Annotated in this window: 29 protein-coding genes; 26 read left to right on the forward strand and 3 right to left on the reverse strand. The window is 66.6% G+C overall.

What is annotated here, in order from left to right; genetic code table 11:
- Nucleotides 1-5: 5 nt before the first annotated feature.
- From rplP to truA, 23 genes are all read left to right on the forward strand, one after another.
- Complete coding sequence (gene rplP / locus OG595_RS26185) at nucleotides 6-425, forward strand: 50S ribosomal protein L16 (RefSeq protein WP_164318975.1); 420 nt, start codon at nucleotides 6-8, stop codon at nucleotides 423-425.
- Nucleotides 425-649 carry a 50S ribosomal protein L29 gene (gene rpmC / locus OG595_RS26190; protein ID WP_005481220.1) on the forward strand — a complete coding sequence of 75 codons (225 nt, stop codon included), beginning with the start codon at nucleotides 425-427 and terminating at the stop codon, nucleotides 647-649. Before rplP ends, rpmC begins: the two co-directional genes overlap by 1 nt.
- Nucleotides 649-939 carry a 30S ribosomal protein S17 gene (rpsQ, locus tag OG595_RS26195; RefSeq protein WP_327695273.1) on the forward strand — a complete coding sequence of 97 codons (291 nt, stop codon included), beginning with the start codon at nucleotides 649-651 and terminating at the stop codon, nucleotides 937-939. The genes rpmC and rpsQ overlap by 1 nt, the downstream gene beginning before the upstream one ends.
- A 117-nt stretch (nucleotides 940-1,056) precedes the next feature.
- The gene (gene rplN / locus OG595_RS26200; RefSeq protein WP_006376015.1) at nucleotides 1,057-1,425 is read left to right on the forward strand and encodes a 50S ribosomal protein L14; all 369 of its coding nucleotides are present in this window, start codon (nucleotides 1,057-1,059) and stop codon (nucleotides 1,423-1,425) included.
- Nucleotides 1,426-1,427: 2 nt separating this feature from the next.
- On the forward strand, nucleotides 1,428-1,751 hold the full coding sequence (gene rplX, locus OG595_RS26205) for a 50S ribosomal protein L24 (RefSeq protein ID WP_006376030.1): 324 nt from the start codon (nucleotides 1,428-1,430) through the stop codon (nucleotides 1,749-1,751).
- Nucleotides 1,751-2,308, forward strand: coding sequence for a 50S ribosomal protein L5 (gene rplE, locus OG595_RS26210; protein WP_006376054.1), 558 nt, complete (start codon nucleotides 1,751-1,753; stop codon nucleotides 2,306-2,308). Before rplX ends, rplE begins: the two co-directional genes overlap by 1 nt.
- Nucleotides 2,309-2,313: 5 nt before the next feature.
- Nucleotides 2,314-2,499 (forward strand): type Z 30S ribosomal protein S14, encoded by a 186-nt coding sequence (locus OG595_RS26215; protein ID WP_003948630.1) that lies wholly within the window; start codon nucleotides 2,314-2,316, stop codon nucleotides 2,497-2,499.
- Between the two features lie 219 nt (nucleotides 2,500-2,718).
- Entirely contained in the window at nucleotides 2,719-3,117 is a 399-nt protein-coding gene (gene rpsH / locus OG595_RS26220; protein WP_055614920.1) for a 30S ribosomal protein S8, read from the forward strand.
- Between the two features lie 21 nt (nucleotides 3,118-3,138).
- Complete coding sequence (gene rplF / locus OG595_RS26225; RefSeq protein WP_055524708.1) at nucleotides 3,139-3,678, forward strand: 50S ribosomal protein L6; 540 nt, start codon at nucleotides 3,139-3,141, stop codon at nucleotides 3,676-3,678.
- A 3-nt stretch (nucleotides 3,679-3,681) separates the two neighbouring features.
- Nucleotides 3,682-4,068 carry a 50S ribosomal protein L18 gene (gene rplR / locus OG595_RS26230; RefSeq protein ID WP_318322838.1) on the forward strand — a complete coding sequence of 129 codons (387 nt, stop codon included), beginning with the start codon at nucleotides 3,682-3,684 and terminating at the stop codon, nucleotides 4,066-4,068.
- A 71-nt stretch (nucleotides 4,069-4,139) separates the two neighbouring features.
- Nucleotides 4,140-4,745 carry a 30S ribosomal protein S5 gene (gene rpsE / locus OG595_RS26235; RefSeq protein ID WP_006376045.1) on the forward strand — a complete coding sequence of 202 codons (606 nt, stop codon included), beginning with the start codon at nucleotides 4,140-4,142 and terminating at the stop codon, nucleotides 4,743-4,745.
- Entirely contained in the window at nucleotides 4,745-4,927 is a 183-nt protein-coding gene (rpmD, locus tag OG595_RS26240; protein ID WP_006376032.1) for a 50S ribosomal protein L30, read from the forward strand. Before rpsE ends, rpmD begins: the two co-directional genes overlap by 1 nt.
- A 2-nt stretch (nucleotides 4,928-4,929) precedes the next feature.
- A complete protein-coding gene (rplO, locus tag OG595_RS26245; protein WP_329276126.1) occupies nucleotides 4,930-5,385 on the forward strand; it encodes a 50S ribosomal protein L15 in 456 nt (151 codons plus the stop codon).
- Nucleotides 5,386-5,628: 243 nt separating this feature from the next.
- Nucleotides 5,629-6,945, forward strand: a complete 1,317-nt coding sequence (gene secY, locus OG595_RS26250) for a preprotein translocase subunit SecY (protein WP_329276128.1) — start codon at nucleotides 5,629-5,631, stop codon at nucleotides 6,943-6,945.
- Nucleotides 6,945-7,607: an adenylate kinase gene (locus tag OG595_RS26255; protein WP_329276130.1), complete on the forward strand. Its 663-nt coding sequence runs from the start codon at nucleotides 6,945-6,947 to the stop codon at nucleotides 7,605-7,607. Before secY ends, OG595_RS26255 begins: the two co-directional genes overlap by 1 nt.
- A 174-nt stretch (nucleotides 7,608-7,781) precedes the next feature.
- Nucleotides 7,782-8,618, forward strand: a complete 837-nt coding sequence (gene map, locus OG595_RS26260) for a type I methionyl aminopeptidase (RefSeq protein ID WP_329276132.1) — start codon at nucleotides 7,782-7,784, stop codon at nucleotides 8,616-8,618.
- Nucleotides 8,619-9,491: 873 nt separating this feature from the next.
- Nucleotides 9,492-9,713, forward strand: coding sequence for a translation initiation factor IF-1 (gene infA, locus OG595_RS26265; protein WP_003948620.1), 222 nt, complete (start codon nucleotides 9,492-9,494; stop codon nucleotides 9,711-9,713).
- A 182-nt stretch (nucleotides 9,714-9,895) separates the two neighbouring features.
- Entirely contained in the window at nucleotides 9,896-10,009 is a 114-nt protein-coding gene (gene rpmJ / locus OG595_RS26270; RefSeq protein WP_003998809.1) for a 50S ribosomal protein L36, read from the forward strand.
- Between the two features lie 233 nt (nucleotides 10,010-10,242).
- Entirely contained in the window at nucleotides 10,243-10,623 is a 381-nt protein-coding gene (rpsM, locus tag OG595_RS26275; RefSeq protein WP_006376031.1) for a 30S ribosomal protein S13, read from the forward strand.
- 69 nt (nucleotides 10,624-10,692) lie between these two features.
- The gene (gene rpsK / locus OG595_RS26280) at nucleotides 10,693-11,097 is read left to right on the forward strand and encodes a 30S ribosomal protein S11 (RefSeq protein ID WP_006376016.1); all 405 of its coding nucleotides are present in this window, start codon (nucleotides 10,693-10,695) and stop codon (nucleotides 11,095-11,097) included.
- A 218-nt stretch (nucleotides 11,098-11,315) separates the two neighbouring features.
- The gene (locus OG595_RS26285; protein ID WP_329276135.1) at nucleotides 11,316-12,338 is read left to right on the forward strand and encodes a DNA-directed RNA polymerase subunit alpha; all 1,023 of its coding nucleotides are present in this window, start codon (nucleotides 11,316-11,318) and stop codon (nucleotides 12,336-12,338) included.
- A 208-nt stretch (nucleotides 12,339-12,546) separates the two neighbouring features.
- Complete coding sequence (gene rplQ / locus OG595_RS26290; RefSeq protein WP_329276137.1) at nucleotides 12,547-13,068, forward strand: 50S ribosomal protein L17; 522 nt, start codon at nucleotides 12,547-12,549, stop codon at nucleotides 13,066-13,068.
- A 134-nt stretch (nucleotides 13,069-13,202) separates the two neighbouring features.
- Entirely contained in the window at nucleotides 13,203-14,048 is an 846-nt protein-coding gene (gene truA / locus OG595_RS26295) for a tRNA pseudouridine(38-40) synthase TruA (protein WP_329276139.1), read from the forward strand.
- A gap of 112 nt (nucleotides 14,049-14,160) precedes the next feature.
- Here the strand turns inward: truA and OG595_RS26300 are convergent, their stop codons facing one another.
- On the reverse strand, nucleotides 14,161-15,114 hold the full coding sequence (locus OG595_RS26300) for a hypothetical protein (RefSeq protein WP_329276141.1): 954 nt from the start codon (nucleotides 15,112-15,114) through the stop codon (nucleotides 14,161-14,163).
- A 439-nt stretch (nucleotides 15,115-15,553) separates the two neighbouring features.
- Here OG595_RS26300 and rplM point away from each other — a divergent pair, with 439 nt between their 5' ends.
- The 3 genes from rplM to glmM all read left to right on the forward strand — a co-directional run bounded on the left by rplM (nucleotide 15,554) and on the right by glmM (nucleotide 18,246).
- A complete protein-coding gene (gene rplM / locus OG595_RS26305) occupies nucleotides 15,554-15,997 on the forward strand; it encodes a 50S ribosomal protein L13 (protein ID WP_006376008.1) in 444 nt (147 codons plus the stop codon).
- A 42-nt stretch (nucleotides 15,998-16,039) separates the two neighbouring features.
- Entirely contained in the window at nucleotides 16,040-16,576 is a 537-nt protein-coding gene (gene rpsI / locus OG595_RS26310) for a 30S ribosomal protein S9 (RefSeq protein WP_329276144.1), read from the forward strand.
- A gap of 311 nt (nucleotides 16,577-16,887) precedes the next feature.
- Nucleotides 16,888-18,246 carry a phosphoglucosamine mutase gene (gene glmM, locus OG595_RS26315; RefSeq protein WP_329276146.1) on the forward strand — a complete coding sequence of 453 codons (1,359 nt, stop codon included), beginning with the start codon at nucleotides 16,888-16,890 and terminating at the stop codon, nucleotides 18,244-18,246.
- An 85-nt stretch (nucleotides 18,247-18,331) separates the two neighbouring features.
- On the opposite strand, the gene OG595_RS26320 is transcribed toward glmM, so the two are convergent.
- Together OG595_RS26320 and coaA are read right to left on the reverse strand one after the other, a co-directional pair.
- The gene (locus OG595_RS26320; RefSeq protein WP_329276148.1) at nucleotides 18,332-19,252 is read right to left on the reverse strand and encodes a DUF389 domain-containing protein; all 921 of its coding nucleotides are present in this window, start codon (nucleotides 19,250-19,252) and stop codon (nucleotides 18,332-18,334) included.
- Between the two features lie 50 nt (nucleotides 19,253-19,302).
- Nucleotides 19,303-20,271 (reverse strand): type I pantothenate kinase, encoded by a 969-nt coding sequence (gene coaA, locus OG595_RS26325; protein WP_203689167.1) that lies wholly within the window; start codon nucleotides 20,269-20,271, stop codon nucleotides 19,303-19,305.
- Nucleotides 20,272-20,317: the final 46 nt, after the last annotated feature.

Raw genomic sequence — 20,317 nt, forward strand, 5'->3', positions numbered from 1 at the left:
CCGAAATGCTGATCCCCCGTAGGGTCAAGCACCGCAAGCAGCACCACCCGAAGCGCCGTGGCATGGCCAAGGGCGGTACGGCGGTCTCGTTCGGCGAGTACGGCATTCAGGCCGTCACGCCGGCATACGTGACCAACCGCCAGATCGAGGCGGCCCGTATCGCGATGACCCGCCACATCAAGCGTGGCGGCAAGGTCTGGATCAACATCTATCCGGACCGCCCGCTCACCAAGAAGCCTGCCGAGACCCGCATGGGTTCCGGTAAGGGTTCCCCCGAGTGGTGGATCGCGAACGTGCACCCGGGTCGGGTCATGTTCGAACTGTCCTACCCCAACGAGAAGATCGCCCGTGAGGCCCTCACTCGCGCAGCCCACAAGCTGCCGATGAAGTGCCGGATCGTCAAGCGCGAGGCAGGTGAAGCGTGATGTCGGCCGGTACCAAGGCGTCCGAGCTGCGCGAACTGGGTGACGAGGAGCTTCTCAACAAGCTCCGCGAAGCCAAGGAAGAGCTGTTCAACCTCCGCTTCCAGGCGGCGACCGGTCAGCTCGAGAACCACGGGCGGCTCAAGGCCGTCCGCAAGGACATCGCGCGGATCTACACCCTGATGCGTGAGCGCGAGCTGGGCATCGAAACGGTGGAGAGCGCCTGATGAGCGAGAGCAACGTGACTGAGCAGAGCACCACCGAAGCCCGTGGCTTCCGCAAGACCCGTGAGGGTCTCGTCGTCAGCGACAAGATGGACAAGACCGTCGTCGTCGCTGTCGAGGACCGCGTGAAGCACGCGCTGTACGGCAAGGTCATCCGCCGTACCAACAAGCTCAAGGCCCACGACGAGCAGAACGCTGCCGGCGTCGGCGACCGTGTCCTCATCATGGAGACCCGGCCGCTGTCCGCCTCGAAGCGCTGGCGCATCGTCGAGATCCTCGAGAAGGCCAAGTAAGTCCTCCTGCGGCCCTACGAAAATAGGGGCCCCGCAGGTCAGTTCCGCCAGGCTCGGTGAGCTCCGTGAGTCACTCACGGAGCTCACCGGGAACCGGCAGACAATCAGGAGATAGACGTGATCCAGCAGGAGTCGCGACTGCGTGTCGCCGACAACACTGGTGCGAAGGAAATCCTTTGCATCCGTGTCCTCGGTGGCTCCGGTCGCCGCTACGCGGGCATCGGTGACGTCATCGTCGCCACCGTCAAGGACGCGATCCCCGGTGGCAACGTGAAGAAGGGTGACGTCATCAAGGCCGTCATCGTTCGCACCGTCAAGGAGCGCCGCCGTCCGGACGGCTCGTACATTCGTTTCGACGAGAACGCCGCTGTTGTTCTGAAGAACGACGGCGACCCTCGTGGCACCCGTATCTTCGGCCCGGTCGGCCGGGAGCTGCGCGAGAAGAAGTTCATGAAGATCATCTCGCTCGCGCCGGAGGTGCTGTAAGCATGAAGATCAAGAAGGGCGACCTGGTTCAGGTCATCACCGGTAAGGACAAGGGCAAGCAGGGCAAGGTCATCGCGGCCTTCCCCCGCGAGGACCGCGTCCTGGTCGAGGGTGTCAACCGGGTCAAGAAGCACACCAAGGCCGGCCCGACCGCAAAGGGTTCGCAGGCCGGCGGCATCGTCACCACCGAGGCGCCCGTCCACGTCTCCAACGTCCAGCTGGTCGTTGAGAAGGACGGCAACAAGGTTGTCACGCGTGTCGGTTACCGCTTCGACGACGAGGGCAACAAGATCCGCGTTGCCAAGCGGACGGGTGAGGACATCTGATGACTACCACCACGACTCCGCGTCTCAAGACGAAGTACCGCGAGGACATCGCGGGCAAGCTGCGTGAGGAGTTCTCCTACGAGAACGTCATGCAGATCCCCGGCCTCGTCAAGATCGTGGTCAACATGGGTGTGGGCGACGCCGCCCGCGACTCCAAGCTGATCGAGGGCGCCATCCGCGACCTCACCACGATCACCGGTCAGAAGCCGGCCGTCACCAAGGCCCGTAAGTCCATCGCGCAGTTCAAGCTGCGTGAGGGTCAGCCGATCGGTGCCCACGTCACGCTTCGTGGCGACCGCATGTGGGAGTTCCTGGACCGCACCCTGTCGCTCGCGCTGCCGCGCATCCGCGACTTCCGTGGTCTGTCTCCCAAGCAGTTCGACGGCCGTGGCAACTACACCTTCGGTCTCACCGAGCAGGTCATGTTCCACGAGATCGACCAGGACAAGATCGACCGCACCCGGGGTATGGACATCACCGTGGTGACCACGGCGACCAACGACGCTGAGGGCCGCGCGCTCCTCCGTCACCTCGGCTTCCCCTTCAAGGAGGCGTAAGCGAGATGGCGAAGAAGGCTCTGATTGCCAAGGCTGCTCGTAAGCCCAAGTTCGGTGTACGTGGCTACACGCGCTGCCAGCGCTGCGGCCGTCCGCACTCCGTGTACCGCAAGTTCGGCCTCTGCCGCGTGTGCCTTCGTGAGATGGCTCACCGTGGCGAGCTGCCGGGCGTGACCAAGAGCTCCTGGTAATCCCCTAATTCGGGATTCCGGAAGCTCTCGGTAAGCAAATGGGTTGGTCAGGTGCCCACCCCTCCATGGCTTAGGCTGGGAGGGTTGGGCGCCTGATTGCCGCCCGTACGACTTACTACGCCGTAGGTCCCCCGCACCGCACCCGTCCCGCCACTGAGTGAGTGGGGAGAGGGATGGCGCATCCAGGAAACCCCGGCGAGAGAGGCCGAAGGCCAATTCATGACCATGACTGATCCGATCGCGGACATGCTGACTCGTCTGCGTAACGCGAACTCGGCGTACCACGACGATGTCGCGATGCCGCACAGCAAGATCAAGTCGCACATCGCGGAGATCCTCCAGCAGGAGGGCTTCATCACCGGCTGGAAGGTCGAGGACGCCGAAGTCGGCAAGAAGCTCGTCCTCGAGCTGAAGTTCGGCCCGAACCGTGAGCGCTCCATCGCGGGCATCAAGCGGATCTCGAAGCCGGGTCTGCGTGTGTACGCGAAGTCCACCTCCCTGCCCAAGGTGCTCGGTGGCCTCGGCGTGGCGATCATCTCCACGTCGCACGGTCTCCTCACCGACAAGCAGGCCGGCAAGAAGGGCGTAGGCGGAGAAGTCCTCGCCTACGTCTGGTAGAAGGGAACGGAGGAAACAGCTATGTCGCGTATTGGCAAGCTCCCCATCACGGTTCCCGCCGGCGTGGACGTCACCATCGACGGCCGTACGGTCCAGGTGAAGGGCCCCAAGGGCACCCTCTCCCACACCGTCGCTGCGCCGATCGACATCGCCAAGGGTGAGGACGGCGTTCTCAACGTCACCCGCCCCAACGACGAGCGTCAGAACAAGGCCCTGCACGGCCTGTCCCGCACGCTGGTGGCGAACATGATCACCGGCGTGACCGCGGGTTACGTGAAGAAGCTCGAGATCAGCGGTGTCGGTTACCGCGTGGCGGCGAAGGGCACGAGCCTCGAGTTCGCGCTCGGCTACAGCCACCCGATCACCGTCGACGCCCCCGAGGGCATCAGCTTCAAGGTCGAGAACCCCACGCGGTTCTCGGTCGAGGGCATCGACAAGCAGAAGGTCGGCGAGGTTGCGGCCAACATCCGCAAGCTGCGCAAGCCCGACCCGTACAAGGCCAAGGGTGTCAAGTACGAGGGCGAAGTCATCCGCCGCAAGGTCGGAAAGGCGGGTAAGTAAGCCATGGCATACGGTACGAAGATCGCTAAGGGCGACGCTTACAAGCGTGCTGCCATCAAGCGGCGTCACATCCGGATCCGTAAGAAGGTCAACGGAACCGGTGAGCGTCCCCGCCTGGTGGTAACCCGCTCGAACCGCCACATCGTGGCTCAGGTCATCGACGACATCAAGGGTCACACCCTGGCGTCGGCGTCGACCCTGGACGCTTCGATCCGCGGTAACGAGGGCGAAGACAAGTCGGCGCAGGCCGGCAAGGTCGGCGCACTCGTCGCCGAGCGCGCCAAGGCCGCCGGTGTCGAGACCGTCGTGTTCGACCGTGGTGGCAGCCGGTACGCCGGGCGTATCGCCGCCCTGGCCGACGCCGCCCGCGAAGCCGGGCTCAAGTTCTGAGCCGCCCGTCGCGCTCGCGACTTAACCGTCGCAGCGCAGCGTAGCTAGCGGAAAAAGAGAGAGGTAATCCAATGGCTGGACCCCAGCGCCGCGGAAGCGGTGCCGGTGGCGGCGAGCGGCGGGACCGGAAGGGCCGTGACGGCGGCGCTGCTGCCGCCGAGAAGACCGCGTACGTTGAGCGCGTTGTCGCGATCAACCGCGTCGCCAAGGTTGTGAAGGGTGGTCGTCGCTTCAGCTTCACTGCGCTCGTCGTAGTGGGCGATGGCGATGGCACCGTCGGTGTCGGTTACGGCAAGGCCAAGGAGGTGCCGGCCGCGATCGCCAAGGGTGTTGAAGAGGCCAAGAAGCACTTCTTCAAGGTCCCCCGTATCCAGGGCACCATCCCGCACCCGATCACGGGCGAGAAGGCCGCGGGCGTCGTCCTGCTCAAGCCTGCTTCCCCCGGTACCGGCGTTATCGCCGGTGGCCCGGTGCGTGCTGTCCTCGAGTGCGCCGGCGTTCACGACATCCTGTCGAAGTCGCTCGGCTCGTCCAACGCGATCAACATCGTGCACGCGACCGTGGCGGCCCTCAAGGGCCTGCAGCGTCCCGAGGAGATCGCGGCTCGCCGTGGTCTGCCCCTTGAGGACGTCGCCCCCGCGGCTCTGCTCCGTGCGCGTGCGGGAGCGGGTGCGTAATGGCTCGCCTCAAGGTCACGCAGACGAAGTCGTACATCGGCAGCAAGCAGAACCACCGTGACACCCTGCGGTCCCTCGGTCTCAAGGGGATCAACACCGTGGTCGTCAAGGAGGACCGCCCCGAGTTCCGCGGAATGGTTCACACCGTCCGCCACCTCGTGACGGTTGAGGAGGTCGACTGATCATGGCGGAGAACAACCCGCTCAAGATCCACAACCTCCGTCCTGCCCCGGGCGCCAAGACCGCCAAGACCCGTGTGGGTCGTGGTGAGGCGTCGAAGGGTAAGACGGCTGGACGTGGTACCAAGGGCACGAAGGCTCGTTACCAGGTTCCGGAGCGCTTCGAGGGTGGCCAGATGCCCCTCCACATGCGTCTCCCGAAGCTCAAGGGCTTCAAGAACCCGTTCAAGACCGAGTACCAGGTCGTGAACCTCGACAAGCTGGCGGCGCTGTACCCGGAGGGTGGCGAGGTCACCGTCGAGGGGCTCGTCGCCAACGGTGCGGTTCGCAAGAACAGCCTCGTCAAGGTCCTCGGCCAGGGCGAGATCTCCGTGGCGCTGCAGGTGACGGTCGACGCCGTCTCCGGCTCCGCCAAGGAGAAGATCACCGCCGCCGGCGGTACCGTCACCGAGCTGCTCTGAACACCACAGGCGTCTCGATGACTTGAGCGATCCCTACCGGGGATACCCCACAAATGGGGTATCCCCGGTTGGTCGTTCCTAGGAAGCATGGTCGCCGGTAAGGTGGCCAGCACTGTCAAGTTGAGTCCGTTCTGTTCATGAGGAACTCCGGACCCTTCTCGGCTGTTAGTTATCTGTCAACGTATTCGTCGAACCTCAAAACCGTCACCTCTACGCAGTAGCGCGGGGGTCGCAGGAGGCACCGTGCTCACCGCGTTCGCCCGGGCGTTCAAGACGCCCGACCTGCGCAAGAAGCTGCTCTTCACGCTCGGCATCATCGTGGTCTATCGGGTGGGTACGCACATCCCGATCCCTGGTGTCGACTATCAGAACGTCCAGACGTGCATCGACGTCGCGAAGGGCGGAAGCCAGGGCCTGTTCGGTCTGGTGAACATGTTCAGCGGCGGGGCGCTGCTGCAGATCACGATCTTCGCGCTGGGCATCATGCCGTACATCACGGCGAGCATCATCCTGCAGCTGCTGACGGTGGTGATCCCGCGTCTGGAAGCCCTCAAGAAGGAGGGCCAGGCGGGCACAGCGAAGATCACGCAGTACACCCGTTACCTGACAGTGGCTCTCGCCATCCTCCAGGGCACCGGTCTGGTCGCCACCGCGCGCAGCGGTGCGCTCTTCAGCGGCTGCCAGGTCGCCAGCGAGATCGTCCCGGACCAGTCGATCTTCGTGACCATCACCATGGTCGTCACCATGACCGCCGGTACGGCCGTCGTCATGTGGCTCGGTGAGCTCATCACCGACCGCGGTATCGGCAACGGCATGTCCATCCTGATGTTCATCTCGATCGCCGCCACCTTCCCGTCGGCGCTGTGGGCCATCAAGACCCAGGGCGACCTGGCGGACGGCTGGATCGAGTTCGGCACGGTCATCGCCGTCGGCCTCGTCATGGTCGCGCTGGTGGTCTTCGTCGAGCAGGCGCAGCGCCGGATCCCGGTCCAGTACGCGAAGCGCATGATCGGCCGCCGGTCCTACGGCGGCACGTCGACGTACATCCCGCTCAAGGTCAACCAGGCCGGCATCATCCCTGTGATCTTTGCCTCGTCGCTGCTCTACATCCCCGCGCTGGTCGCGCAGTTCTCCGGCGGAACCTCGGGCTGGAAGACGTGGATCGAGGCGAACCTGACCAAGGGTGACCACCCGATTTACATCGCCACGTACTTCACGCTGATCGTTTTCTTCGCGTTCTTCTACGTCGCAATCTCCTTCAACCCCGAAGAAGTAGCCGACAACATGAAGAAGTATGGTGGCTTCATCCCGGGCATCCGGGCTGGTCGGCCGACTGCTGAGTACCTGAGTTACGTACTCAACCGGATCACCTGGCCGGGTTCGCTGTACCTGGGTCTGATCGCTCTCGTACCGACAATGGCGTTGGTCGGGTTCCAAGCGAACCAGAACTTCCCGTTCGGCGGGACCAGCATCCTCATCATCGTGGGTGTCGGTCTTGAGACCGTGAAGCAGATTGAGAGCCAGCTCCAGCAGCGCAATTACGAAGGGTTCCTCCGCTGATGCGAATCGTCCTCGTCGGGCCGCCTGGTGCCGGGAAGGGAACGCAGGCCGCGTTCCTCGCCAAGAACCTGTTGATCCCGCACATCTCCACGGGCGACCTCTTCCGGGCAAACATCAGCAAGCAGACGGATCTCGGGAAACTCGCGAAGTCCTACATGGACGCGGGCAACCTGGTGCCGGACGAGGTCACGATCGCCATGGCCAAGGACCGCATGGAGCAGCCCGACGCGGTGAACGGCTTTCTGCTGGACGGCTTCCCGAGGAACGTCTCGCAGGCCGAGGCGCTGGACGAGATGCTGAAGGCCGAGTCCATGAAACTGGACGCGGTCCTCGACCTGGAGGTCCCCGAGGACGAGGTGGTCAAGCGCATCGCCGGCCGCCGCATCTGCCGTAACGACTCGGCGCACGTCTTCCACGTCACGTACCAGGCGCCGAAGGCCGAGGGCGTCTGTGACGTCTGCGGCGGCGAGCTGTACCAGCGGGACGACGACTCCGAGGAGACGGTCCGCAAGCGCCTGGAGGTCTACCACACCCAGACCGAGCCGATCATCGACTACTACAAGGCTCAGGGCCTCGTGGTGACGATCTCGGCGCTGGGCAAGGTGGAGGACGTCACCGGCAAGGCGATGGCCGCGCTGAAGGGTGACGGCGAGGGCGAGTAGTCCTGGTAGTCCTTCCGGTTTTCGCGTTTCGGTTTTCACGTCGGTCAGCCGCGGTTTCCTGTCAGGGGACCGCGGCTGCTGCGTGGAGGCGGGGCGCCGTATCGTTGGTTCGTCGACTCGTTGTGTGTTCGTTCGCTTCCCCGCCTGATCGGTTCAGGAAAGGCCGTAGTTCCCATGGTGCAGATCAAGACCCCCGAGCAGATCGCCAAGATGCGCGAGGCGGGGCTTGTCGTCGCCGCCATCCATGCGGCCACTCGTGAGGCGGCCGTGCCGGGCGCCAGTACGAAGGATCTGGACGAGGTGGCGCGGAAGGTGCTCGCCGAGCACAACGCGAAGCCGAACTTCCTTGGGTACGGCGGGTTCCCGGCCACGATCTGCACCTCAGTCAACGAGGTCGTCGTCCACGGCATCCCGTCCGACGAGGTCGTGCTGAAGGACGGGGACATCATCTCCATCGACTGCGGCGCGATCATCGACGGCTGGCACGGGGACGCGGCGTACACGGCGTTCGTGGGGTCGGGGCACGCTCCGGAGCTGATCGAGCTGTCGCGGGTGACCGAGGAGTCGATGTGGGCGGGGATCGCGGCGATGAAGCTGGGGAACCGGCTGGTCGACATCTCGCGTGCGATCGAGACGTACATCCGGCGCCAGCCCAGGGCCGGGGGCGGGCGTTACGGGATCATCGAGGACTACGGCGGGCACGGCATCGGGACCGAGATGCACATGGACCCGCATCTGCTGAACTACGTCGAGCGCAAGCGGGGGAAGGGGCCGAAGCTGGTTCCCGGGTTCTGTCTCGCGATCGAGCCGATGGTGTCGCTGGGTACGCCGAGGACGCAGGTCCTCGCGGACGACTGGACGGTCATCACGACGGACGGGACCTGGTCGTCGCACTGGGAGCATTCGGTGGCGTTGACCGAGGCGGGGCCGTTGGTGCTTACGTCTCCCGACGGGGGTGCGGCGAAGTTGGCGGAGCACGGGGTTACCGCGGCGCCGGATCCGCTGGCGTAGGGCTCTTCCTCGCCCCCGCCGCCCCTACCCGTCCCATCCCCAGGGGCTCCGCCCCTTCGACCCCACCAGGGGGCACGGCCCCCTGACCCCCCGGCGGGGACTGCGTCCCCTGCGCCCCGCTCCGGGGGTGCCCCTCTGGGCCCCCGTTCGGGGGGCTCCCTGGCCTCCTGGCGGGGACTGCGTCCCGCCCGGGGCTGTGCCCCTGGACCCGGGTTCGGGGCCCTGTTCCCCCGGCGGGGACTGCGTCCCCTGCGCCCCGCTCCGGGGGTGCGTCCCTGGGCCCGTGTTCGGGGGGCTCCCTATTACCCGTCCGGGGCTGTGTCCCTGGGCCCGTGTTCGGGGGTGGCCTCTGGCCTCCTGGCCGGGACTGCGTCCCGTTCGGGGCTGTGTCTCTGGGGCCGTGTTCGGGGGCCCTGCTCCACGGGCCGGGGCTGCGTCCCCTGCGTCCCGGCCAAGGGTGCGTCCAAGGACTGTCGCCCTGGTTGGGCCTGGCCCTTCGGCCGGGGCTGGGGCTCTGGAACCCTGTTCGTGGCCGGCTCCTGTGCCACTGGCGGGGACTGGGTTCCCTGGAGTGCGCCGTTCTGGGGCCAGGCTTCTGGGTGCGTGGGGGCGAGTGGATGTTCTGTGGCTTGGGTGGGGCTTCTTCGGGGAGGGCTGGGGTGGGGGGAATGTGGTCACTTCGCCCCGTTTCGGGTTCTGTGGAAGCCCTCTGCTGGTTAAGGATCACGGCTGCGGGGCATTCTTCCTCGATTCGTCTTTCCGGGTGCGCTGACGTAGACTGACTCGTCGGCTCTCGTGCACCCGCATGTCCGCATGCGCCCATTAGGGGAACGCAAGGGAGTCGATCAAGGTAGTCGATTCGAAGGGCGAAGCGTGGCCAAGAAGCAAGGTGCCATCGAGATCGAGGGCACTGTCGTCGAGTCTCTTCCGAACGCAATGTTCAAGGTTGAGCTCCAGAACGGCCACCAGGTCCTGGCACACATCAGCGGCAAGATGCGTATGCACTACATCCGCATCCTCCCTGACGACCGGGTCGTGGTGGAGCTGTCTCCGTACGACCTGACTCGTGGCCGGATCGTCTACCGGTACAAGTGAGCTTGGGCGGGTCCCGCACTCGCCCCGGCGGCCGGGAGGGTCGTCGCCGGACAGGTCCTGCCTGTCAAACTCCCCGGAGCGATCCAGGGGGGATTCTCTCCGACCAGTTCACACAAGTAGATCTTTATTCTCGCCCTCCGTCTGCACCTGGCGTGGGGCACTGACCCGGAGAACCTCACCCCATGAAGGTCAAGCCGAGCGTCAAGAAGATCTGCGACAAGTGCAGGGTGATCCGCCGTCATGGTCGGGTCATGGTCATCTGCGAGAACCCGCGCCACAAGCAGCGCCAGGGCTGACGCACGACCCACCTTCTGCACCCGCAGAAATTCGCGCGACGCGAGCAGCAGTACATGTTCATACGCAGGGCCCAGGTCCGAAGTTCGGTGATTCGTCGTTCGTTGTCTGTCGTCGATCATCGTTCAGTGGAGCTGACACCCCCGGTCGGAGGCCGGGGACCCAGTTCGTACCTCATACGGCGGCTGGGAAACGGCCTTGTGGAAGACCTCCGAACGACAACTGGAGCCATTGAATGGCACGCGTTTCCGGTGTTGACATCCCGCGTGAAAAGCGTGTGGAGGTCGCCCTCACCTACGTGTTCGGCATCGGCCGGACCCTTTCCCAGCTGACGCTGGCGGAGACGGGCATCGACCCGAACACCCGTGTTCGGGACCTCTCCGAGGAGCAGCTCGTCGCGATCCGCGAGTACGTGGACGCCAACATCAAGACCGAGGGTGACCTCCGTCGCGAGATCCAGGGCGACATTCGCCGGAAGATCGAGATCGGCTGCTACCAGGGTATTCGCCACCGCCGTGGCCTGCCCGTCCACGGTCAGCGCACCAGCACGAACGCTCGTACCCGCAAGGGCCCGCGTCGCGCCATCGCCGGCAAGAAGAAGCCGGGCAAGAAGTAGTCCTCAGCGGACAACGCTTCATCAGCGGTCTTCGCTGTAGGACCGACCACCTCCCCGTAGGAGTAGTAGATGCCCCCCAAGGGTCGTCAGGGCGCTGCCAAGAAGGTGCGCCGCAAGGAAAAGAAGAACGTCGCTCACGGGCACGCTCACATCAAGAGCACGTTCAACAACACGATCGTCTCGATCACCGACCCCGCGGGCAACGTGATCTCCTGGGCCTCCGCCGGCCACGTCGGCTTCAAGGGCTCGCGCAAGTCCACCCCCTTCGCCGCGCAGATGGCCGCCGAGTCGGCCGCCCGCCGCGCGCAGGAGCACGGCATGCGCAAGGTCGACGTCTTCGTCAAGGGCCCGGGTTCGGGTCGCGAGACGGCCATCCGTTCGCTTCAGGCGACCGGTCTTGAGGTCGGCTCCATCCAGGACGTCACCCCCACCCCGCACAACGGCTGCCGTCCGCCGAAGCGTCGGCGCGTCTGACGCACCGGTTCAGGGCGGCTCGGCTGCTTTCGGCTGGGGGTGTGGGGGTTGGCCCCCACATGTCGCAGCACGGCTGCCGTCCGCCCGAGCGCCGTCGCGTCTGAGTTGCGGTTGTCTTAGGTTTCGGGCGGTATGGCTCTTCGGAGGCGTGCCGCCCGTACCCTTGTATTACTGGTCGGACATCAAATAGCGGGTGTCCATGACTGAAGGATCTCCACATGCTGATCGCTCAGCGTCCCTCGTTGACCGAAGAGGTCGTCGACGAGTTCCGCTCCCGGTTCGTCATCGAGCCGCTGGAGCCGGGCTTCGGCTACACCCTCGGTAACTCCCTCCGCCGGACTCTTCTGTCCTCGATTCCGGGTGCGGCTGTCACCAGCATCCGTGTCGACGGCGTTCTGCACGAGTTCACCACCGTGCCGGGTGTCAAGGAAGACGTCACGGACCTCATCCTCAACATCAAGCAGCTCGTCGTCAGCAGCGAGCACGACGAGCCGGTCGTGATGTACCTGCGCAAGCAGGGTCCCGGTCTTGTCACCGCCGCCGACATCGCGCCGCCGGCCGGCGTCGAGGTGCACAACCCCGACCTCGTCCTCGCCACGCTCAACGGCAAGGGCAAGCTGGAGATGGAGCTGACCGTCGAGCGCGGTCGCGGCTACGTCTCCGCCGTGCAGAACAAGCAGGTGGGTCAGGAGATCGGGCGTATCCCGGTCGACTCGATCTACTCGCCGGTGCTGAAGGTCACGTACAAGGTCGAGGCCACGCGTGTCGAGCAGCGCACCGACTTCGACAAGCTGATCGTCGACGTCGAGACCAAGCAGGCCATGCGTCCCCGTGACGCCATGGCGTCGGCCGGTAAGACGCTCGTCGAGCTGTTCGGGCTCGCCCGTGAGCTCAACGTCGACGCCGAGGGCATCGACATGGGCCCGTCCCCGACCGATGCCGCGCTGGCCGCCGATCTTGCGCTGCCGATCGAGGAGCTGGAGCTCACCGTTCGGTCGTACAACTGCCTCAAGCGCGAGGGCATCCACTCCGTGGGTGAGCTCGTGGCTCGTTCCGAGGCGGACCTGCTCGACATCCGCAACTTCGGTGCGAAGTCGATCGACGAAGTCAAGGCTAAGCTCGCCGGGATGGGTCTCGCGCTCAAGGACTCGCCTCCCGGGTTCGACCCGACCGCCGCCGCTGACGCCTTTGGCGCCGACGACGACGTGGACGCGGGCTTCGTGGAGACCGAGCAGTACTGAGAGCTCGGGACTCACCGTTTTGGTTTTGGGTGCGGGTGCGCTGTGCTTGGTCGCGCCCACGCGGCGGAGTCGCATATCGACAACGCCCCGCGCCCCTTCCGAGCCTCGCCCCTCCGGGGCTTTGCTCGGATCTTCGACGGGCATCCGCCCGCTCGGATACTGACTTCGGTACCTGATACGGCCGGGGCAGACAACAAGGAGAAAGATCATGCCGAAGCCCGCCAAGGGTGCCCGTCTGGGCGGCAGTGCCGCGCACGAGAAGCTGCTTCTTGCGAACCTCGCGAAGTCGCTCTTCGAGCACGGCAAGATCACGACCACCGAGGCGAAGGCGCGCCGGCTCCGTCCGTACGCCGAGCGTCTGGTCACCAAGGCGAAGAAGGGCGACCTTCACAACCGCCGTCAGGTGCTCCAGGTCATCACGGACAAGAGCATCGTCCACACGCTCTTCACCGAGATCGGCCCGCGCTACGAGAACCGCCCGGGTGGTTACACCCGTATCACCAAGATCGGTAACCGTCGTGGCGACAACGCGCCCATGGCTGTCATCGAGCTGGTGGAGGCCCTGACCGTGGCCCAGCAGGCCACCGGTGAGGCCGAGGCGGCGACGAAGCGCTCCGCGAAGGACGCCGAGGCCGTTGTTGAGGCCAAGGCCGAGGAGACCCAGGTCGAGGACGCCAAGGTCGATGTGACCAAGGGTGATGAGGCCGCCGAGGAGTCCAAGGACGCGTAAGCGTCTGCGGGGTTCTGCTCGGTCGGCGGCTGCGGCTTCGTCGTGGTTGTTCGCGCAGTTCCCCGCGCCCCTAAAGGCGGGTCCGCTCCTTTCGAGGGGCGGGCCCGCTTTTGTGTTGCTGAGAGGATCTGCGTGTGAGCGATGACGTACAGCCCGGGTTCGTACGGGTGCGGCTGGACCTTTCCTACGACGGCAGCGGGTTCTCCGGGTGGGCCAAACAGGCCGGTGGCCGCAGGACCGTCCAGGGGGAGATCGAGGACGCCCTGCGCACGGTGACCCGGTCCGGGGAGGCCCTCTACGAGCTGACCGTGGCCGGACGTACCGATGCCGGAGTGCATGCCCGGGGGCAGGTCGCCCATGTCGATCTGCCGGTCGGCGTGTGGGAGGAGCACCAGGAGAAGCTGCTCAAGCGGCTTGCCGGGCGGCTCGGCAAGGACGTGCGGGTGTGGAGTGCGGTGGAGGCGCCGGCCGGGTTCAACGCGCGGTTCGCCGCCCTGTGGCGCCGTTACGTGTACCGGGTCGGTGACCGGACCGGCGGTGTGGACCCGTTGCTGCGCAACCATGTGCTCTGGCACGACTGGGAGCTGGACGTCGTCGCGATGGACGCCGCCGCCAAGTCCCTCGTCGGAGAGCATGACTTCGCCGCGTACGCGAAGAAGCGCGAGGGGGCGTCGACGGTCCGCGAGGTCCTCGACTTCGGGGTGCGCCGGCGGCTCGACGGCATCGTCGAGATCGAGGTCCGCGCCGACGCCTTCTGCCACAACCAGGTGCGGTCCATGGTCGGCGCGCTGCTGTTCGTGGGCGACGGGCACCGGGGGGTGGAGTGGCCGAGGCGGGTACTGGACGCGCGGGTGCGGGACAGTGCCGTGCACGTCGTACGGCCGTACGGGCTGACGCTGGAGGAGGTCGCCTATCCGGCGGACGACCAGCTCGCCGGGCGGCAGCTTCAGGCTCGGCGGGTGCGGGGCGAGGTCCACTGACGGGTGCCGACAGGTTGCCTGAGGGGTGTACGGCCCGCACGCTCAATGGCCGACGATCACTGATCGTCGGCCATCGCGAGCGGGAGAGGCAGAGGGGCTGGGAGGGGGTTCGTTACTGGCTGGCCGCCGAGGCCTGGGCCTCGCCGCGGCGTCTGATCTGGCGGAAGGCGAACTCGGCCAGGTCGTCGCCGGTGGTGAAGACGGCCGTGCTCTTCGTCGTCACGTCCTTGCCGTTGGTGAAACCGGAGATCGTGAAGTAGGCGTAGCGGCCGTAGGAGTTGGTCGTCGAGCGGCAGATCGCCGCGCGGCAGAAGGTCGGGACGCCGCCGCCGGACAGGGACTCGACGATGCTCTTCCTGTCCGCCGTGGTCTTGACCTTCGTGGCCTGCGCCTCGGTGTCGAAGACGGCCACGCCGACCGTCACCGCGATGCCGTCCTTGCTGTACGTGACGCGCAGGAAGCGCGTGCACCTGTTGTCCGTCAGGATCTTCGGAAGGGTGGCCTTCACGGCCGACGCGCAGTTCGTCGTGTCGGCGGTCGGGCCCTTCTTGTAGAGGCGCTCGCCCATCGTCAGCTGCGTACCGGGGAAGAGGGTGTCCGGGCTCAGCTCGGCAGTGTCCTTCTTCACATTGGATATGAAGTCCTTCGGGTCCAGCGGCGGCGGCGCGCTGGTCGGCGCGAACGACGGCACCGTCGACGCGGTGTCGCTGGGGATGTCCGCGGTGGCGGGCAGACCGGAGGTCGGTTTGTTGGAGGCCTGGCTGTCGCCGTCCGCGTTGACCACGGCCATCGCCACGGCCGCGCCCACGCCGACGGTGGCCACGGCGGCCCCGACGATCAGCAGGAGTCTGCGGCGTCTGTTACGGGTCTCGGACGCGTCGGCGAGCGCCGCCCAGTCGGGGGCCTGGCTGCCGAACTGGCCGCCCCACGGCTGCTGCTGCGGGGCCCGGCTGTTCTGGTCGTCCCACGACGGCTGTGAGGTCCGGCCGCTCTGGTCGTCCCACGGTTGTTGCGGGGTACTCGGTTTCCAGGGATCCCACTGAGGTCCCCCCTGCCCAAAGCTCATGGGCGCATCTTAGACGCCGTGCAACCCCTGTGCCGATGCGTCTCAGGGCCTTCTCATGGGCCACAGGGGTAACGCGGTCGGGGCCGGGACAGGGATCGGCCAGGGTTCGGTCAGGGTTCAGGCGGGTTTCTCACGCACCGGCCCGTACTGTCCGTTGCGGCGGCCGTCGGACGGGTCCACCCGTGGCCGTCCGCCCGTGTTCGCCCCGTGCCCGCCGACCTCGTTTTGACCCGTCCGGGGCAGCACGGGTAGCCTGGGCGATTGTTATGCGTATCGGCTTGGTCGCTTTCACGCGAGAGGCCCTTACGTAGGTTCCCTGGAGCAGTTTCCAGTGGGCGGCATACGGGCATCGGTCCCGGCACTGTCGTCCCCAGCTGCACGATCGCTTCAGTGATGCCATGTGTCAGGACCCATCCACTGAAGAAGCGAAGGCTACGAAGTGCGTACGTTCAGCCCTAAGCCCGGCGACATCACTCGCCAGTGGTACGTCATCGACGCCCAGGATGTCGTCCTGGGCCGTCTGGCCACCACTGCCGCGAACATTCTGCGCGGCAAGCACAAGCCGATTTACGCGCCCCACGTCGACGCCGGTGACTTCGTCATCATCATCAACGCCGACAAGGTGCACCTCTCCGGCAACAAGAAGACCCAGAAGATGGCCTACCGCCACTCCGGTTACCCGGGTGGTCTGCGCTCCGTCCGTTACGACGAGCTTCTGGCGAAGAACCCCGAGAAGGCCGTCGAGAAGGCCATCAAGGGCATGATCCCCAAGAACACCCTGGGTCGTCAGTGCCTTTCGAAGCTGAAGGTCTACTCGGGCGACCAGCACCCCCACGCTGCCCAGCAGCCGGTGCCGTTCGAGATCACCCAGGTCGCGCAGTAGTTCCGGCCACCCCCTAAGACGTAGAAAATTCTGAGGAGAATCGTGGCCGAGACCACTGTCGAGCAGCCGCTCGACGACACCGCCGATGTCGAGTTCGAGAACGCCGACATCGAGAGCTACACCACCGAGTCCGAGGCGCCCGTCGTCGAGGGCGAGTACGCGGAGGCCCTCGACGGTCGCTTCGGTGACCCGCAGCCGGCCGCCGGCCTGGGCCGTCGCAAGAACGCCATCGCCCGCGTCCGGATCGTCCCGGGCACCGGCAAGTGGAAGATCAACGGTCGCACCCTTGAGGACTACTTCCCCAACAAGGTGCACCAGCAGGAAGTCAACGAGCCCTTCAAGGTGCTCGAACTCGAAGGCCGCTACGACGTTGTCGCCCGCATCTCGGGTGGCGGTGTCTCCGGCCAGGCCGGCGCCCTGCGCCTCGGTGTGGCCCGCGCGCTGAACGAGGCCGACGTGGACAACAACCGCGGCGCCCTCAAGAAGGCCGGCTTCCTCCGTCGTGACGACCGTGCGGTCGAGCGCAAGAAGGCCGGTCTCAAGAAGGCCCGCAAGGCCCCGCAGTACAGCAAGCGTTAATCGCCCGCTGTTCTCGGACGTTTCGCACGTCTCGTACGCATCGCCCCGGCGGCACTTTCCGTGCCGTCGGGGCGGTTCGTTTACAGGGGGCGTCAATTGTCAGAGGCTCATGGGGCTACCTGTCACAGGCCTCCGGCTCAGGGCCGGGGAACGCTCCCGACAGCCTGGAAACAGGCACAGGGGATATACGTAGTCAGGTCCGGCATGGACACTCGGCATGAGCCGCACGGCACACAGGCACCTCAGCGCATGAGCCGTATGTACAGTGCGCACCTTTCCAGCATCTTCGCCAGCATTTTCGGAGGACACCAGTGGGACGACTCTTCGGCACGGACGGCGTGCGCGGTGTCGCCAACGTGGACCTGACGGCCGAGCTGGCTCTCGGTCTGTCGGTAGCGGCGGCCCACGTACTCGCCGAGGCGGGTTCGTTCGAGGGCCACCGGCCGGTCGCCGTGGTCGGACGGGACCCACGTGCGTCAGGGGAGTTCCTGGAGGCCGCCGTGGTCGCGGGCCTCGCCAGCGCGGGCGTCGACGTCCTGCTCGTCGGTGTGCTGCCGACCCCGGCGGTGGCGTTCCTCACCGCCGAGCTGGGAGCCGACCTCGGCGTGATGCTCTCGGCCAGCCACAACGCCATGCCGGACAACGGCGTCAAGTTCCTGGCCCGCGGCGGCCACAAACTCGACGACGAACTGGAGGAGCGGATCGAGGCCGTCTACGAGGAGCACCGCACCGGCGCTCCCTGGGACCGTCCGACGGGCGGCGGCGTGGGCCGGGTGCGGTCGTACGACGAGGGCTTCGAGCAGTACGTCACCCATCTCGTCGGGGTGCTTCCCAACCGGCTGGACGGTCTGAAGGTCGTGCTGGACGAGGCGCACGGCGCCGCCAGCCTGGTCTCGCCCGAGGCGTTCACCCGGGCCGGCGCCGAGATCGTCACCATCGGCGCGGAGCCGGACGGCCTCAACATCAACGACGGCTGCGGCTCCACCCACCTCGGCAAGCTCCAGGCCGCCGTCCTCGAACACGGCGCCGACCTCGGCATCGCCCACGACGGTGACGCCGACCGCTGCCTCGCTGTCGACCACACCGGCGAGGAGGTGGACGGCGACCAGATCATGGCCGTACTCGCGCTGGCGATGCGGGAGCGTGGGGTGCTGCGGGCCGACACCGTTGTCGCCACGGTGATGTCCAACCTGGGCTTCAAGCTGGCGATGGAGCGGGAGGGGCTGTCTCTGGTCCAGACGGCGGTCGGGGACCGCTATGTGCTGGAGGAGATGAAGGAGCACGGGTACGCGCTGGGCGGTGAGCAGTCCGGGCACGTGATCATCTCGGATCACGCGACCACCGGCGACGGGACGCTGACGGGGCTGCTGCTGGCGGCTCGGGTCGCGCAGACCGGTCGTACGCTGCGGGATCTCGCGGGGGTGATGGTGCGGTTGCCGCAGGTGCTGGTGAATGTGCCTGATGTCGACCGGACCCGGGTGGGTTCTTCGGCGGAGCTGGCGGCTGCGGTTGCCGAGGCCGAGCGGGAACTCGGGGCTACGGGGCGGGTGTTGTTGCGGCCTTCCGGGACCGAGCCGTTGGTTCGGGTGATGGTCGAGGCGGCGGATATCGATCAGGCTCGGTCCGTGGCTGGGCGGTTGGCGGATGTGGTGAAGTCGGCGCTTGGGTAGTCGGCGGGGCCGGGTTCGGGGCGGGGGATCTGTTTCGTTGCGGGCTGCGGGTTCGTTGTGGCTTGTCGCGCAGTTCCCCGCGCCCCTAACGGGCGCTTCTCCACAGCCATTTCTGGGCCAGCAGGGTGAGGGTGGCGGCCAGGACGATGCCCAGGAGGTTCAGCAGGAGCTGGATGGTGGAGCCCGTGGTCTGGTTGGTGTCGCCGTAGCTCAGGGCCACTGCCGCGTTCGCGGCGGCCGGGATCGTCGTCACGGAGATGGCGACGCCTACCAGGGCGCCGGACTTCGCCGACGTCAGGGAGAGGGTGCCGGCGATGCCGGCCAGGACCGCCACGACGAAGGAGAACCAGTCGTAGGCGTAGACGAAGCCCGTGTTCGGGCGGTCCGCCTCCAGTTTGGTCTCGGTGAACAGGCCTACGGCGTCCATGAAGACGCTGAAACCGACCGTCACCGCCATCGCCGCCGCGAAGCCCACCAGCAGGGCGATCAGGGAGCGGGCTGCCAGTCTCGGGTGGCGTTGGACGAGGGCGGTGCTCAGACCGGCGAGGGGACCGAACTCCGGGCCCACCGCCATCGCGCCGACGATCAGGATCGCGTTGTCGAGGACCACACCGCAGGCCGCGATCATCGTGGCGAGCGTGATGAAGGCGACGTACGTGATCGACAGCGTCGACTCCTCGTGCGTCGCGTCCGTGAGGTGCTCCCACAGGACGGCGTCCGCGCCCTCGCCGGGTGCGTCCTTCTCCGCCTTGTCGGCGCGCTCCGAGAGCGACAGGTCGATGTTCTCCACGGCGATCGAACCGGTCACGTCCAGGTCCAACTCCCGCAGCCCGGCGATGAGTTCGTCGCCCGCCTCCCGGGCCACGTCGCACATCACGACGTCCCCGGCGGGGTTGCGGGCGGCGCCGGGGAGGACGACGAGGTGGGTGGTGCCGACCGTCTTCCCGATCAGCTGGACCACGTCGTCCGTTCTGTCGGCCGGGGTGATGAGGCGTAGGTGGAGCATGGGGGCAGGGTAACCGGGCCGTGTGCGGCGCGGGTTGTGGCGGGGCCCGGTTACAGCTTCCGCAGGCTGAGCCGCTGCACCTTGTGGTCCGGGCCCTTGCGGATGATGAGGGTGGCGCGGCCCCGGGTGGGGGCCACGTTCTCCAGGAGGTTCACCTTGTTGATGGTGCGCCAGGTGGTGCGGGCGTAGTCCAGGGCCTCCTCCTCCGACACCTGCGTGTACTTGCGGAAGTACGAGGACGGGTTCTGGAACGCCGTCTCGCGCAGCCGTCGGAAGCGGTTGAGGTACCAGCGCTCGATGTCCTCGGGGCGGGCGTCGACGTACACGCTGAAGTCGAAGTAGTCGGCGAGGCCGACGCGGGTGCGGCCGTCGCTGCCGGGGAGGGCGGGCTGGAGGACGTTCAGGCCCTCGACGATCAGGATGTCGGGGCGGCGGACCGTGAGTTTCTTGTCGGGGACGATGTCGTAGATGAGGTGGGAGTAGACGGGGGCCGTGACCTCGTCCTTCCCGGCCTTGATGTCCGCGACGAAGCGGGTGAGGGCCCGGCGGTCGTACGACTCGGGGAAACCCTTCCGGGACATCAGGCCACGGGACGTCAGCTCCTCGGTGGGGAGCAGGAAGCCGTCCGTGGTCACCAGTTCGACGCGCGGGTGTTCGGGCCAGCGGGAGAGCAGCGCCTGGAGGAGCCGGGCGACGGTCGACTTGCCCACCGCCACCGAGCCGGCGACTCCTATGACGAACGGGGTGCCGGTCTGGGCGCCCTGTTCGCCCAGGAAGGTGTTCAGGGCACCTCTGAGGCCGTCCGTGGCGCCGATGTACAGGTTGAGGAGGCGGGAGAGCGGGAGGTAGATGTCGCGCACCTCGTCGAGGTCGATGACATCGCCCAGACCGCGCAGCTTCTCGACCTCCTCGGCGGTGAGGGGGAGAGGCGTCTTGTCGCGCAGCGCACTCCACTCGGCGCGGGTGAGGTCGACGTAGGGAGTCGCCTCCGGCCGCTGCCGGTGGGCGCTCCGGGGCATCGAGGAGACCGGGGAGATCACAGTCCATTGTTACGGGAGTGTGGAC

Origin of the sequence: Streptomyces sp. NBC_01451, from assembly GCF_036227485.1 — a bacterium.
Taxonomy (GTDB): Bacteria; Actinomycetota; Actinomycetes; order Streptomycetales; family Streptomycetaceae; genus Streptomyces.

Coding starts and splice junctions, on each gene's coding strand:
- rplP (WP_164318975.1), top strand. CDS start 6: ATGCTGATCCCCCGTAGGGTCAAGCACCGCAAGCAGCACCACCCGAAG.
- rpmC (WP_005481220.1), top strand. CDS start 425: ATGTCGGCCGGTACCAAGGCGTCCGAGCTGCGCGAACTGGGTGACGAG.
- rpsQ (WP_327695273.1), top strand. CDS start 649: ATGAGCGAGAGCAACGTGACTGAGCAGAGCACCACCGAAGCCCGTGGC.
- rplX (WP_006376030.1), top strand. CDS start 1,428: ATGAAGATCAAGAAGGGCGACCTGGTTCAGGTCATCACCGGTAAGGAC.
- rplE (WP_006376054.1), top strand. CDS start 1,751: ATGACTACCACCACGACTCCGCGTCTCAAGACGAAGTACCGCGAGGAC.
- OG595_RS26215 (WP_003948630.1), top strand. CDS start 2,314: ATGGCGAAGAAGGCTCTGATTGCCAAGGCTGCTCGTAAGCCCAAGTTC.
- rpsH (WP_055614920.1), top strand. CDS start 2,719: ATGACCATGACTGATCCGATCGCGGACATGCTGACTCGTCTGCGTAAC.
- rplF (WP_055524708.1), top strand. CDS start 3,139: ATGTCGCGTATTGGCAAGCTCCCCATCACGGTTCCCGCCGGCGTGGAC.
- rplR (WP_318322838.1), top strand. CDS start 3,682: ATGGCATACGGTACGAAGATCGCTAAGGGCGACGCTTACAAGCGTGCT.
- rpsE (WP_006376045.1), top strand. CDS start 4,140: ATGGCTGGACCCCAGCGCCGCGGAAGCGGTGCCGGTGGCGGCGAGCGG.
- rpmD (WP_006376032.1), top strand. CDS start 4,745: ATGGCTCGCCTCAAGGTCACGCAGACGAAGTCGTACATCGGCAGCAAG.
- rplO (WP_329276126.1), top strand. CDS start 4,930: ATGGCGGAGAACAACCCGCTCAAGATCCACAACCTCCGTCCTGCCCCG.
- OG595_RS26255 (WP_329276130.1), top strand. CDS start 6,945: ATGCGAATCGTCCTCGTCGGGCCGCCTGGTGCCGGGAAGGGAACGCAG.
- map (WP_329276132.1), top strand. CDS start 7,782: ATGGTGCAGATCAAGACCCCCGAGCAGATCGCCAAGATGCGCGAGGCG.
- rpmJ (WP_003998809.1), top strand. CDS start 9,896: ATGAAGGTCAAGCCGAGCGTCAAGAAGATCTGCGACAAGTGCAGGGTG.
- rpsM (WP_006376031.1), top strand. CDS start 10,243: ATGGCACGCGTTTCCGGTGTTGACATCCCGCGTGAAAAGCGTGTGGAG.
- rpsK (WP_006376016.1), top strand. CDS start 10,693: ATGCCCCCCAAGGGTCGTCAGGGCGCTGCCAAGAAGGTGCGCCGCAAG.
- OG595_RS26285 (WP_329276135.1), top strand. CDS start 11,316: ATGCTGATCGCTCAGCGTCCCTCGTTGACCGAAGAGGTCGTCGACGAG.
- rplQ (WP_329276137.1), top strand. CDS start 12,547: ATGCCGAAGCCCGCCAAGGGTGCCCGTCTGGGCGGCAGTGCCGCGCAC.
- OG595_RS26300 (WP_329276141.1), bottom strand. CDS start 15,114: ATGAGCTTTGGGCAGGGGGGACCTCAGTGGGATCCCTGGAAACCGAGT.
- OG595_RS26320 (WP_329276148.1), bottom strand. CDS start 19,252: ATGCTCCACCTACGCCTCATCACCCCGGCCGACAGAACGGACGACGTG.
- coaA (WP_203689167.1), bottom strand. CDS start 20,271: ATGCCCCGGAGCGCCCACCGGCAGCGGCCGGAGGCGACTCCCTACGTC.